The organism is Brachybacterium sp. (assembly GCF_052095815.1).
Taxonomy (GTDB): Bacteria; Actinomycetota; Actinomycetes; order Actinomycetales; family Dermabacteraceae; genus Brachybacterium.
Window position 1 is genome coordinate 1 of the sequence record NZ_JBQDLF010000029.1, and the last position, 12,812, is coordinate 12,812.

Genomic DNA, 12,812 nt, shown 5'->3' on the forward strand with positions numbered 1-12,812 from the left:
AGCGTGAATACCCGCCACAGCAGGGTCATTCACCACGAACCGCGAAGAGCCCCCAAACGACTCCGTGCGCGATTGTTTGAGATTCCCGCGACTCTCGTGCGGCGCTGTCGGCACAAGGTCCTACACCTCGCCCGGCACGCCCCGGAAGCACTCACCGTCTTGACCGGCGTCAACCGGCTCCGCATCGCCGTCGCGCAGACCTGAACCGGCGAGCCCGCTCGTCCCTACGATCCCCAGCACCTTCTCGGGAGTGGAACCCGACCGCCCGCCACGGACACGGCGACAGATCGTCACACCCACATGCCAGAATCAGCAGCTGAACACCGGCAACGACGCCGGTCGCCCCCGCTCACAACCCCGATGAAACATCGAGGCTAAGTAGTCATAAAGCTCAGGTGCAGTGGGGGTATTGAGAGAAAGTTTCATGGTCACAACGTTTAACGAAGAACCATTCGCTCCAGACATCGTCTCCTGTGTGGGCTCCTGAGGCATCGCGGTACCGAGATAGTAGAAATCGCCAACGCTCTCGACATCATCCTTTTTTACGAAAATGTGTAACGCTGGGGAGCCTTCGCCGGATAGGATCTCCCGAACCTCTCCGCTCGCGAGTGTGCGATTGCTGCGAGTGAACCACCGAATAGTCCTCTCGTCCAAGAAGGCGTCTCCGTAGGCTGTACTCTCGGACACCTCATCGGACTTATGGTAAGTAATGAAGATCGGGCAGGTGTTCGTCCCGGAATCGGTTTTATAGCCATACATGACGCCCTTCTGATCAGAACGCCAATTAAGTAACCTGCAGACATCCTTGCGCGTATACCTCTGCCCCAACTGAAGCGGAGTCGACCAATCGTGTCGATGTCGCGCAAGATAGAGACCGGTCTCGAGGACATCGTCAACGTGGCGCCTAAAGTCTTCAGAAGTCTCGTACTCGTTCAGGAAATCTCGCGAAAGCCGGAAGCGGCCTTCCACCTCGACACACATCGGGCTTCCATACTTTGCAAGGTCCTGTTTCGTGAAGAACTCAAAGTTGAGAATTCGGATGACAGACTCAACCTCTCCTCCATCCACAGCACAACCTTGCTCGAGCAGTATGGATCGGATCCGATTCACGTGCACACCCTCGCCCGGCCGCCCAAGTAGCGCCTTGAGGAGCACCAGCTCGTGCGGCCTCTTACCGTTCAAGACTTCAGTTGAGAGGTACTTGAGGTACCTGTCCGCAGTGGTCGTTGGGGCTTCCGACACCAACTTGAACGAAAGCAATAAGTTCCAGAAGTTACCCTTCTTTGAAGCCAAAATCAGAGGGTCAACGGCATCGAATCGCGCGAAGTCCAGGAGCCGAGGAACACCACCAAGACGGTGTTGCATATCTAAGACAGCACGCTTCAAATTTGGCATGCTGTCCAGGTTCACGCGTGCGAGGGATTCAAAAATTCTCCGCCGCGACACTTCCTCGAAAGAAATGCTCGACACGCCCGCGATGGCACCCGACGTCTGCGACTCCAGGAGCTTCCTACGGAGCACATCTTTATTCAGAGAGCTATCCCCGAATAGCGCAATCGGGATAAGGAAGTTGTTCGAGTAGTTGCCGATAAAGTCGACCACTCGCAAATGGTCCTTGCCTAGTGCTTTTCGCAGTCCGCGCCCGAGCTGCTGAGTAAAAATGATGCTTGACTGAGTATTGCGCAGCATCACAACCTGGTTCACGGAGGGTATGTCAATACCCTCGTTAAATATGTCGACCGTGAGAATATAGTCGAGCTCTCCAGCTTCGAGCCGACGAACTTCCGCCTCCCTGAGCGCCACGCTGTCCGCCCCTGACAACGCAACCGTCCTGAGTCTCCTCCCGCGCCACTCGCGGCCATTCAGCGCCGCGGAAATAGCTTTCGCCTCGTCATTCCTACTGCAGAACATGAGCCCTCTGGCGCCAACTGGATGCCCGTAAATCTTCAGGGTGCTTACTATATGATCCACACGCTCCACCGCCGTCAACCTTGCAAGCCGACTCGTGTCATCAATCGTGTTGCCCTCAGCATCCGTATAATCCACTACTCCATAGTAGTTGAACGGTGAAAGCATGTCCTCTTCAAGCGCCTGCTGCAGCCGTATCTCATAAGGAACGTTGAAGTCAAACAATTCGTAAACACTGAATTCGTCCGACCGCTCGGGCGTTGCGGTCAGGCCGAGCAAGAACTCCGGCGTGAAGTAATCGAGGATTTTCAGGTACGTCCGAGCTCCTGCGCGATGCACTTCGTCGACAATGATCAGATCGAAGGCGCTGGGGTCGAAGGAGTGGAGATTTTCGGTCCGCTGTAGCGATTGGACCGTTGCAAAAACGTGCTGCGCATACATGGAGCGCTCACCGCCGGCTAGGCGGCCAAAAGTTTGAGCTGGGACTTCAAGTACCCTAGAGAATTCTTCGGTGGCCTTATCTAATATCTGCTCTCGATGCGCCACGAATAGCAAGCGGGCTGGATCAATCTCCTTGGCCGCGAGTGCCGCGAGGATAGTTTTTCCCGTCCCCGTCGCAGAGACAACGAGCGCTCTCCGCGCCCCGGAGCTCCGGATCTGCCGGATCGCCTCCAATGCATCTTCTTGCATTGCATTCGGCCGAATCTTCCCGGTGGGCAGTAGCGCGTCCACGCCCGCCTCTCGCTGGTCGCTGGGGAGAATTGGATTCCAAGAATCTTCGTATGACCCAATCCACTCTTCAGACAACGCGACTGCGCACTGCGCTTGGCGAGCAGCGGCCCCTGAAAGTTGGCGCACAATATCCCCATCAGGCATTGCGCTGAATTTCAGGTTCCACTCGTCGTTCTGAAGCAGAGCCCGCCTGGTCAGATTCGAGCTACCTACAATTGCCGCCAAACCGTCAGGCTGCGAGAATATATACCCCTTGGAGTGAAATCCTCTTACCCCATCCGCAACCACCTTTACATTGAGATTTGTAATCGCCATCAATTCACGGAAGACGTCAGGGGAATTGAACTGGAGATACGTCGAGGTAATGATCGTTCCGCTACCCCGATACTCCAACAAGTCCTGCTTGAGTAGGGCGAGCGCTCCGGGCGTAACGAACGCGACGGAGAATAAAAAACTATCAGATCGACGCAGTTCGTATTTAATCGCCCTGAGCATCGTGTTTGAACCATCGTTATCGATGAGGTGCGGGTGGTTCTTGCGCACACTATCAACTCGATGGTCTACGAAGCCAAATCTCGCATCGGCGAGAAATGACGTTATTTTACTCTCCACGCCTAACTCCATCATTTCTAAGCGGTCAGATCGTCAATGAATGGGACGTCGGCAGGAGACCACTTCAACTTCCGGAGTTCTTCCCGCTCCATCCAGTCCAGCTTGTCGTGGTCAGTACTGCTCGTGGGCTCATCGGAGGCGAGGGTCGCAAAATAGCACGCCAGGTCGATCAGTTTGTTCCCGAGTGGCGTTGTGTGACGCGACGCGAGGCCATGGACATTGACCTCGATTCCGAGCTCTTCTCTGAGCTCGCGCTTCAGTGCTCCTTCCGGGGTCTCGCCCGGTTCAATCTTTCCCCCAGGGAACTCCCACAAACCGCCAGCGCTACGCTCTGGATTCCTTCTAGCGGCAAAGACTCTCGAGCCCTTCTCGATAATCGCACCGACGACAATTAGAGTTTCAGGCTCAGCCAATTCAGACTCCTAGCTCGTTTGACGCTCCGTCCCAGCATAGGGGGAGCCGGGCCTGCGAAGTCCGCCAAGTATCGGCTTGCTGCGACTCCACCGCAAAGAGGCCTGGGCCAACGATCCAGGCAGCTTCGGCTAGCCGCTGAGTAGATTGGACCTTCGCGCCTCCAGAGAGTCGCTCAGTCGAGTCGCTCTGGCTCACTCCGATTCCTCGCACCAACGACTCGAAATGCCGCCATCCCCACCACCGGCAGCAACGGCCACCACCAGGTCACGCCGCTCTCCCCCACCACTCCCACGTTCGCCATCACGGCAAGCCCGGCGATCACGGTGACGGCAGCAAGGATCGGCTTCCACAGCGCCGGCGCAGGCCTGTCGTCGGCTCGCGGCTCCTCGAACCGTCCCATCACCAGCACCACCACCCCGGTGAGCGCCAACAGCACCACCGCCCACAGCGGCCGGGTCGCCCACCACGACCCGCTCAACGGCTCTGGCAGCAATGCTCGGGCATCCAGCGCGAGCAGCAGATGCGCGAGGCCCACCATCACGGTGAGGTGCCACAGGAACCAGGTCATGATCCGCTGGTTCACCAGCACGGTCACGAACCACAGCCCAGGCCGGCGCAGCAGGGCGGTGAGCGGCTTCTCGAGCAGCAGCACCAGCCCGGCCTGGAGCATGCCTAGGAACGCCATCGTGATGCGGGTGGGGCTCGAGTTGGAGATCTCGTCGGCCGCGGAGGTGATCATCGAGACCGGGTACGGGCCCACCAGCACGAGCAGCAGCAGGCCCACCAGTCCGATCGCGGCGAGCAGCAGCCGTCGGCCTGATCCCGCGAGCCGGCCATCCAGCCAGGCGTAGCCGAACTGGTGGAAGGCGGCCCACACCAGCAGGTAGTTCGGGTAGCCGAGCAGCGGCTGGTCCAGCACGATGCTGAGCGCGTCCACGATCCCGGCGAGCGCGAGCACGCCGATGATCGACCACCAGCCGAACCTCTCCCACAGCACCAGGCAGGCCGGGGCGACCATGATGACCATCAGATAGGCGGCAAGGAACCAGGTGGGGATGAGTGCCATCTGGGAGGCGAGCTGCACGGTCGCGTTCGGTGCCCCGGCGGCGACGGCGACCACGCCGATCACGAGCCAGGCCAGCAGCAGCGGAATCAGCGGGATGCCGAGGCGTCGCAGGCGGGTGCGCAGCCATTCCGCGTAGCCCACGTCCTTGCGCCGGGCGGAGCGCCAGGAGAGGGCGTTGGAGTAGCCGCCCACCAGGAAGAAGATCGGCATCACCTGGAACACCCAGGTGAGCGGGTGGGTCCAGGCGGCGCCGTCGAGCACGCCGTGGGGCAGGATGCCGCCGTCGGCGTCGACCGCGATGATCGTCCAGTGCCCGAGCACCACCACGGTGATCGCGGCGGCGCGCAGGAAGTCGACCACGCGGTTGCGGGAGGCGGGGGTGGCGGCGTCCACCTTCTCGGCGCGGCTGAGGCGCGTGCTCGTCATCGGCGATGTCCCCTCGTCAGTGCCCCAGCGGCCCGTCCCCTACGAAGGACCGCCGGCTATGACGGCAATATACCGGAACGGCACGATTTCCCAGGTGGCGCTGGCGACATTGCCGCGAGAAGAACCGCGATAACTGCTACGCGACACCCGCCGCCTGCATGATGCTTACACCGAGAGCTTGTGCCCGTAAGGCCTGCATCCCGACATACAACGCAAATCCGGTGCTCAGCAGGAGTGCCACTCCGATACCGACATGAGTGATCACTGCTCGCGTGCCTCGCGCGGGCGACAAGTACCAGAAAACACAAGCAATCGCAGTGGCCAGTTGCAGTGCGGCAGACCATTGGAATCCTGGCGCAAGCTCCGGATCGCGGATCAACTGTAGAAAACTAAAGGTCGACATCAACCCCAGAGGGAAGAAGATGAGCGCTGCGATCACTGGGAATCGCTTGACGCGAGATTGCCGTTGCCACCAGCCTTCAAGTCGCGCGCGCAACCCGCGGGACGGACCGTTCCTCGTGTCGTGATCGACGTTGGGGTGAGTGCTCACTTGCAGAGACGTCCCGCTTCCGTGATCATCGCTGACGTGATGACGCCTGCTGCGGCTCCGACCAACGAGCCTGCGAGAGTAGGGGCGGCGGCGATGGTTGCAAGGGTCCATACGATCCCGTTCGCGTAGCCTGCGGCAGAGAGGATGTTCTTGCACGTCTCGACACTGACACGTTGGGGCGAAATAACACCAGGATCGGCAGTGGAGGTGAGGTCCTCGAAGACCTCATCCGGAACCGAAACAACCTCGCTGCCACCGTGACTGTTCGAGACCGTCAAGGTTTGCGTTTCCAGGTCGAGCTTAAAATTGACTACGGTGCCATCCTCCGCAGTGAGGGACTGCTCGAACTCGTCGGATGTGGCGGATGCAATGACACGTTCCGTCGGGACTGACGATTTGTCGTGTGCGCTCGCTGACACGAGGCTCACTGAAAATGCCAAAGCTACTGTCGTCGCCAGGGCGGCCACTCTCGTCACTGAGTGTGCACGCAACGGATTCTCCTGTCGTCTGGCGGGACTCACTGCGCCCCGTCGCACGTCGAGTTTTTCATTGGCAGCGAAGCTCCGTCAAGTCTTCGAACTGCGAATACTCCTCGCCGTGGGAGGTGCCGGTCGTGTCGGCGTCGATCCGGATCGCGTGGCGGGGGGACGTTGTCCATGAACGCATCGGCGCGGGCTCTCGAGCCGAGAGGGCGTGCCGCGCCGATGGTGGCCGTGCTGTACCGGGGCTGCGGGCCGTCACTCCTGGCTGCGCAGGAACTCGCGCTGGCGAGAGTTCAGATCCCGCTCCACCAACTCGCGCACCAGGCGGAGCCAGTCCTCCCGCAGCGGCGGCAGCTCGTCGGCGGCGTCGGCGAGGACCTCCTGCACCTGTGCGGCGATCTCCTCGAGCTCGGTCTCCGGGGTGTGCTCGTCGACGGCGTCGAACCGGCGCTGGAGCTGCACCAGGAGGGCCCGGCGCTCCGGCTGCAGCAGGGCGTCGGCCAGTCGGCCGAACTGCGGATGATTCCGGTAGAGGTGGGCGAGCAGGATCGCGGGCGGCATGTCCGCGCTCTCGACGGTCAGCGCTGCGGCTTCGCGGCTGAGGCCCACGTGGCCGCCCGCCCGGGCCTCGGCGAGGCGGGCGCGACGCTCGCTGAGCACGGCGATCTGGCTCTCGAGAATCTTGTCCGCCTCCTCGAGCACCGCCTCGGCGGCGTGCGGTGCGGGATCCGCGGCGAGATCCCCGGCGGTCGCGAGCGGCAGACCGGAGCTGGTGAGCTGATGGATCCGCAGCACGAGCACCAGGTGATCGACGGTGTAGTCGCGGTACCCGTTCGAGCGCCGGGGCGGCTCCGGCAGCGCGCCCACCTGGTGGTAGTAGCGCACGGTGCGCACGCTCACCCCGGCGAACTCGGCCAGCTCGGCGATCCGCATCAGTGGGCCTCCGCCCCGAGGCGTCGCAGGTGCGGGCTCAGCAGCGAGGCGATCACGGCGAGGATCCACACCCCGGCGAGCACCATCGCGGCCAGGTCCAGGCTGCCGGTCTCGATGAGCAGGGCGGCGCCGCCGATGCCGACCGCGGGCACCAGGGTCAGCAACGCATTCTGGGCGCCGAGCACCGCACCCCGTCGGCGCTCCTCGACGGTCTCGACGAATGTCAGTCCCACGACGGCGTTCATCGATCCGCCGCCGAGGCCCACGATCGCAGCGCCCGTGAAGATCATCCACACGGGGCCCAGCGTACCGAGCACCACCAGGCCCACCGCGATCACCACGATCCCGACCACCAGCCACACAGCGCGCGGGATCCGCTCGCCTAGGACGGCGAACAGTCCGCCGCCCAGCAGCAGCCCGACGGCGACCGCGCTGAGCACGAAACCCACCATCGAGGCCTCGCCCTGGAACGCGAAGTGCACCGGGATCACCATGCCCTGCAGGGCGGCGAGCACCACGGCGAGGGCGAGCATGAGCAGCATCGGGGCTCGCAGCAGCGGCGTGCGGGCGATGATCCCCACGCCGCGGAACACGGACCCGGCCGCGGCGCGGAAGGATGGGCGGCTCTCGTCGCGCACGTGGGCGGTGGCGTGCGGTGGCAGCAGCAGGGTGAGCAGGGCGGCGAGCGCAGCGATCGAGGCGGTCACCCACATCACCGCGGCCGGTTCGAGGGCGGCGACGAGGATGCCGGCGCTGGCCGGTCCGGCCAGCAGCGAGACCCCGCCGAGGGATTCGCGCAGACCGATCAGTCGCGAGGCTTCCATGCGGGCGGCGCGGGCGATGGCAGGGAGCATCGCCTCGCGGGCGGTGATCCCGGGGACGTCCCCGAAGGAGTTCAGCACGGCGATCGCGATGAACCAGCCGAGGCTCAGCCCGGCAGTCGCCTCGATGATCGGCAGCAGTGCCAGGGCGAGCGCGGAGATCACGTCGGAGAGGATCGCGGCGGTGCGGCGGTTGATCCGGTCCACCAGCGAGCCCATCAGCAGGCCGGCGAGCGCGGCGGGGACGGCCGCGGCGATCGCCACCAGTCCGGCGTCCCCGGCGCTGCCGGTGGTCAGCAGCACCAGCAGCGGCAGGGCGATGGCGGTGACCGAGTTGCCCAGCAGGGAGATGCCGTAGGAGGTGAGATAGAGGATGGGGATGCGTGTCATGGGGGCGAGTCCAAACCATGACAACGCGTCAGGGTCGAGGGTGCGCCCCGCGATGCTGGCCCGGCTGTGACGCAACGCCCACCCGGTGGCCCGACGGGAGGTTTCGCGGGCGCGAGGCGCACGGCCGACGGGACGGGCGGGGCTCCTCGCGCACGGGGCCTTCCCCGATGGCCACTGCTCTGCCAGGCTCGCCCCATGACAGCTCACCACCATCACGGCGCAGGCCACGCCGCCGAGGACCCCCACGCCCACCTCTCCCCCACTGAGTACTGGGAGAAGCGTTACTCGGAGACCGAACGGATCTGGTCCGGGAAGGTCAACGCCAGCTTGGCCGCCGTGGTGGGCGAGCTGACCCCCGGCACCGCGATCGACCTCGGCTGCGGCGAGGGCGGGGACGTGCTGTGGCTGGCCGAGCAGGGATGGCAGGCCCACGGCCTGGACATCTCCGAAACCGCCGTCGGCCGCGCCCGCGCGGAAGCCTCCGCACGTGGCTTCGACACCGCAACTTTCACGGCGACGGACCTCAGCACCTGGCAGCCCGAGCCGGAGTCGGTGGATCTGGTGACCGCCTCGTTCTTCCAGTCGAACGTGGCGCTGGACCGCACCGCGATCCTGCGCACGGCGGCGTCGGCCGTGCGCAGCGGTGGGCGTCTCGTGGTGATCTCCCACGCCGCCGGTCCGCCCGGTTCCTCCCACCGCGGCCCGAACATGATCACCGCCCGGGACGACGCCGCCCAGCTGGACCTGCCCTCGGATCAGTGGACGATCGAGGTCGCCGACGAGCGCAGCCGCCCGTCCGTCGGCCATGACGGGCAGCCCTCCGAGCTGGCGGACGCGGTGCTGGTGGCGCGCAGACGCTGAGGCGCACGCCCTACGCGCAGCCCACCCCGTCGCCGTCGCGGTCCAAGTGCTTGCCGTAGCCGGGATCGTCCGCGCGGACCGGGGCGGCGCCTGCGGCGCGGGCGGCGTCGCAGTTCTCGAACGGGGCTGTCTTTCCGCCGGCCCCGGAGGCCGGCTCCTCCGCCGAGGGTTCGTCGGCGTCCGGAGCCGGCTGGTCCGCGCAGTCGGCGAGCACGCGCCGCATGGCGTCGGCCTCGGCGGGCTTGACCCACAGCTCGTAGCGGTGCTTGACCGCGATCTGCCGGGCCACGTACTCGCAGCGACCCTCCCGGTGCGGCGGCAGCCAGGTGGCGGCGTCGCCGTCGCCCTTCTGCCGGTTCAGGCTCGCCTCGACGGCCAGGAGGTTCAGCGGGTCGTTCGCGAACTCGCGCTTTGTCACCTCGTCCCAGCCGGCTGCGCCGCTCTGCCAGGCGTCCGACAGTGCCACCACGTGGTCGATGTCGATCGTGGAGGCAGTGCGGTCGAAGGCGACGCTCTCGCCGCTGAAGGGTGAGAGGAGGGTGCCGGTGAGCACCACGCATCCGTCGGTGCCGGGCTTGAGCGTGATGTCCTCCAGGTCGCGGCGCAGGATGTCGTTGCGGGTGTCGCAGCCGTTGCGGTCCATGTCATCGCGCCAGCCGAAGGAGTCGCGGTCATAGCCCGTCTTCGGGGCGCGGCCCTTCTCGTCGAGCTCCTCGAGCAGCGCGAGCGCCGTCCCGTCGGCCGCCGGGGCGCCATCGGGCTGCTCCGCAGTGTCGGTGAGGGGTTCGCAGGCGCTGAGCGGCGCGAGGAGGACCAGGGCGGCCAGGACCATCGGCCACAGCGCGCGGGCGCAGTGCCGGTCCGGGCGGGTGCGTCGGTCGTGGCGGAGGGGAAGGGTCAGTCGCGTGTGCAGGGAAGGTCCTTCGTGCTCGTGGGGAAGGGCCCGGGCGGCCGGATGACCTCGAGATCACCCGCTCGGCCGCCGCGCCGTCGGGAAGCCTACGGCGCGCCCCTGACAGCCGAGTCAGGCGTTATCCCTGCTCACTCCCCGTCCTCGAGCCCCTCCCAGAGCCCGAACCGGGCGAAGCCCGCCGCGCGGGCGAGGGCGGCGGAGGGGGCGTTGTCGAGGTCGCAGCGGTACTGCGGCTCATATCCACGGGCCAACGCGGCGGCGCTGATCGCGCGCACCGTCGCCCGGCCCAGGCCCTGGCCGCGGAACTGCGGCAGGGTGATCACGCCGAGGTCCGCGATCGTGGTCTCGCCCCACGGGTACATGCTCGAGACGGAGACCAGCTGCTGCTGGCGGAACGTGCCCACCACGAGCCAGTGGTCCAGCTCCACGAAGGCCTCGTCGAGGTCGTCCCCCGGGGCGAGCGCGGTGAAGGCGTCGAAGGCGTCGGCGTCCGCCGCGGTGAGCTCGCGGGTGCCCTCGCCCCAAGGCTCTGCGCGCAGTCGCTCCTGCTCGGAGAGCGGGAGGTGGAACAGGTGGTCGGCGCTGGCGAGCTCGAGCCCTGCCCGTTCGAGGCGCGCCTCGAGCTCTGCACGGTCCAGGCGCTCGTCGGAGACGAGGCCCAGCTGCGCGGCCAGGTACGGGGCGAGGGAGAGGACCCCGGCCGCACCGTCCAGGCGCAGCAACGACAGCGGGAGCTTCTCCGAGCGAGTCGGATCGATGACCACCAGCAGCTCGCCGTCAGGGCAGGGCTCGAAGGCGGCCGGGAGCCGCTGGCTGGAGATGAGTGCGGAGAACACAGCGGCGGCCTCTTAGGGCTCGGGAACGTGGATCTCCACGGAAGCTACCGGAGGCTGCAGCGACCTGGTAGTTCTTTTCGTCGGCCCGCTGCCGGACCGTCGGGGCGGCACGCTCGGGCGCGCCTCCGCCGTGACTCAGAGGCTCAGAGGCTCACCAGGGTGACGGCCACGAAGGCGGCCACGAGCGAGGCCGCGACGGCCAGGCTGCTGCGCCAGGTAGGTGCCTGATCGCTCGAATCCGCAGTGGCAGGGACCGCCGGAATCTGCGTGGTCTCGGTAGTCGCCGGCAGCTCCTGGCCGACAGTGACGTCATGGCGCGACTCCATACGTGGGTCCCTCCTTCTCGCAGTGGTTGGGAGCACCGTTCTCGAGGCCGAGTATCGGCTGATCAGATGCGGTTTCCGGGCATCTTTTGTGCTCGCGACAAGAGTAGGGCCGCGGGGGGTCGCAGAAAAGGGTCCGAGACCATGGGTCAGGCGAATCACACCGGCGGTGACGGGCCTGGTTACGCTCGAGTCATACCGCGTGCTCGCCGCCGTGCCCGCGCCCTGTCCCGTCGGCCGCGAAAAGCCGCCGCGGCACCCCGCGAAAGGATCCGAGATGACCGCTCTGACCGACCGCATGACCGCCGCGCTGAAGGAGTACCGCGCCTGGCAGGAGCCGCTGCTGACGGACCTGCACCGTCATCCCGAGCTGTCGATGCGCGAGGAGCGCACACGGCGAATCATCGCCGCGCAGCTGGCCGAGTTCGGGTACGAGGTCCAGCAGATCGGCGGCGGCGTGGTGGGGGTGCTCTCCCGGGGCGAGGGGCCGACGGTGCTGCTGCGCGCGGACATGGACGGCCTGCCCGTGCAGGAGGCCTCCGGCCTGCCGTACGCCTCGGTGCACAGCCAGCAGGATGCCGACGGGACTCTCCAGCCCACGATGCATGCCTGCGGCCATGACTTCCACATGGTCGCGGCTCTCGGAGCGGCGAGGCTGCTGGCCGAGCATCGAGGGGACTGGTCCGGCACCTTCATCGCCCTGTTCCAGCCCGGGGAGGAGACCGCCGCCGGGGCCGCGGCGATGGTCGCGGACGGGCTGATCGACAAGATCCCCGCGCCGGATGCATGCCTGGGCCAGCACGTGCTGACCAGCCCGGCCGCGGGGAAGGTCGCCGTGGCGCCCGGCCCGGTGCTGAGCTCCTCGGTGTCGATGCGGGTGCGGGTGCACGGCGCCGGCTCGCACGGCTCGATGCCGCATCTGGGCGTGGATCCGGTGGTGCTCGCCGCCGCGATCGTCACCCGGATCCAGACCCTCGTGGCCCGCGAGATCGCCCCCGGCGACTTCGGGGTGGTGACGGTGGGCGCCCTGCACGCCGGGACCAGCGCGAACATCATCCCGGACCAGGCCGAGCTGGCGCTGAACTTCCGCGCCTACAGCGAGGAGATCCTCGACCACCTGGTCGAAGGGGTGCAGCGGATGGTGCGCGCCGAGTGCGAGGCGGCCCGCTCCCCGAAGGAGCCCGAGTTCGAGCTGTTCAACCGCTACCCCGTCACCGACAACGACCCGCAGCTGGCCGCACAGGTGCGCGAGGCGTTCATCGCCCAGTTCGGGCCGGAGCGGGTCGAGCACATGGACCCTGTCACCGCCTCCGAGGACTTCTCCACGATCCCGGACGCCTTCGGGGTGCCGTACTGCTACTGGGGCTTCGGCGGCTACGCCCAAGGGCGAGAGGCGGCGCCGAACCACTCGCCGCTGTGGGCCCCGGACCTGCAGCCCTCCCTGAGCACAGGCACCGAGGCCGCGGCGAGCGCCGCGTTCGCGCTGCTGGGGCGGGGCTGACCGGCGGGCCGACGTCGGCGCTCTGCCGACGCCGGCCCGCACGC

Annotated in this window: 11 protein-coding genes and 1 pseudogene; 3 read left to right on the forward strand and 9 right to left on the reverse strand. The window is 66.1% G+C overall.

The genetic code is table 11. The features are described 5' to 3' along the window. Nucleotides 1-204, forward strand: a pseudogene (locus ACTH43_RS11905) (hypothetical protein); the annotation flags it as partial. Between the two features lie 105 nt (nucleotides 205-309). On the opposite strand, the gene ACTH43_RS11910 reads toward ACTH43_RS11905, so the two are convergent. The 6 genes from ACTH43_RS11910 to ACTH43_RS11935 form a co-directional block, all read right to left on the reverse strand. Then, nucleotides 310-3,252 carry a DEAD/DEAH box helicase gene (locus ACTH43_RS11910; protein ID WP_441445116.1) on the reverse strand — a complete coding sequence of 981 codons (2,943 nt, stop codon included), beginning with the start codon at nucleotides 3,250-3,252 and terminating at the stop codon, nucleotides 310-312. A gap of 17 nt (nucleotides 3,253-3,269) precedes the next feature. Beyond that, nucleotides 3,270-3,665: a (deoxy)nucleoside triphosphate pyrophosphohydrolase gene (locus ACTH43_RS11915; protein WP_441445117.1), complete on the reverse strand. Its 396-nt coding sequence runs from the start codon at nucleotides 3,663-3,665 to the stop codon at nucleotides 3,270-3,272. Nucleotides 3,666-3,838: 173 nt separating this feature from the next. Further along, nucleotides 3,839-5,158: an acyltransferase family protein gene (locus ACTH43_RS11920; protein WP_441445118.1), complete on the reverse strand. Its 1,320-nt coding sequence runs from the start codon at nucleotides 5,156-5,158 to the stop codon at nucleotides 3,839-3,841. A gap of 546 nt (nucleotides 5,159-5,704) precedes the next feature. Next, nucleotides 5,705-6,175, reverse strand: a complete 471-nt coding sequence (locus ACTH43_RS11925; protein WP_441445119.1) for a hypothetical protein — start codon at nucleotides 6,173-6,175, stop codon at nucleotides 5,705-5,707. Between the two features lie 270 nt (nucleotides 6,176-6,445). Continuing rightward, nucleotides 6,446-7,123, reverse strand: coding sequence for a MerR family transcriptional regulator (locus tag ACTH43_RS11930; protein WP_441445120.1), 678 nt, complete (start codon nucleotides 7,121-7,123; stop codon nucleotides 6,446-6,448). After that, nucleotides 7,123-8,334: an MFS transporter gene (locus ACTH43_RS11935; RefSeq protein ID WP_441445121.1), complete on the reverse strand. Its 1,212-nt coding sequence runs from the start codon at nucleotides 8,332-8,334 to the stop codon at nucleotides 7,123-7,125. Before ACTH43_RS11935 ends, ACTH43_RS11930 begins: the two co-directional genes overlap by 1 nt. Before the next feature lie 195 nt (nucleotides 8,335-8,529). Here ACTH43_RS11935 and ACTH43_RS11940 point away from each other — a divergent pair, with 195 nt between their 5' ends. Next, nucleotides 8,530-9,195 (forward strand): class I SAM-dependent methyltransferase, encoded by a 666-nt coding sequence (locus ACTH43_RS11940; RefSeq protein ID WP_441445122.1) that lies wholly within the window; start codon nucleotides 8,530-8,532, stop codon nucleotides 9,193-9,195. A 10-nt stretch (nucleotides 9,196-9,205) separates the two neighbouring features. On the opposite strand, the gene ACTH43_RS11945 is transcribed toward ACTH43_RS11940, so the two are convergent. The 3 genes from ACTH43_RS11945 to ACTH43_RS11955 all read right to left on the reverse strand — a co-directional run bounded on the left by ACTH43_RS11945 (nucleotide 9,206) and on the right by ACTH43_RS11955 (nucleotide 11,270). Then, on the reverse strand, nucleotides 9,206-10,027 hold the full coding sequence (locus tag ACTH43_RS11945) for a GmrSD restriction endonuclease domain-containing protein (protein ID WP_441445123.1): 822 nt from the start codon (nucleotides 10,025-10,027) through the stop codon (nucleotides 9,206-9,208). A 209-nt stretch (nucleotides 10,028-10,236) separates the two neighbouring features. After that, on the reverse strand, nucleotides 10,237-10,944 hold the full coding sequence (locus ACTH43_RS11950; RefSeq protein ID WP_441445124.1) for a GNAT family N-acetyltransferase: 708 nt from the start codon (nucleotides 10,942-10,944) through the stop codon (nucleotides 10,237-10,239). 143 nt (nucleotides 10,945-11,087) lie between these two features. Further along, a complete protein-coding gene (locus ACTH43_RS11955) occupies nucleotides 11,088-11,270 on the reverse strand; it encodes a hypothetical protein (RefSeq protein ID WP_087486256.1) in 183 nt (60 codons plus the stop codon). Nucleotides 11,271-11,544: 274 nt separating this feature from the next. Between ACTH43_RS11955 and ACTH43_RS11960 the strand changes: the two genes are divergently transcribed. Further along, nucleotides 11,545-12,768, forward strand: coding sequence for an amidohydrolase (locus ACTH43_RS11960; RefSeq protein WP_441445125.1), 1,224 nt, complete (start codon nucleotides 11,545-11,547; stop codon nucleotides 12,766-12,768). Nucleotides 12,769-12,812 lie beyond the last annotated feature (44 nt).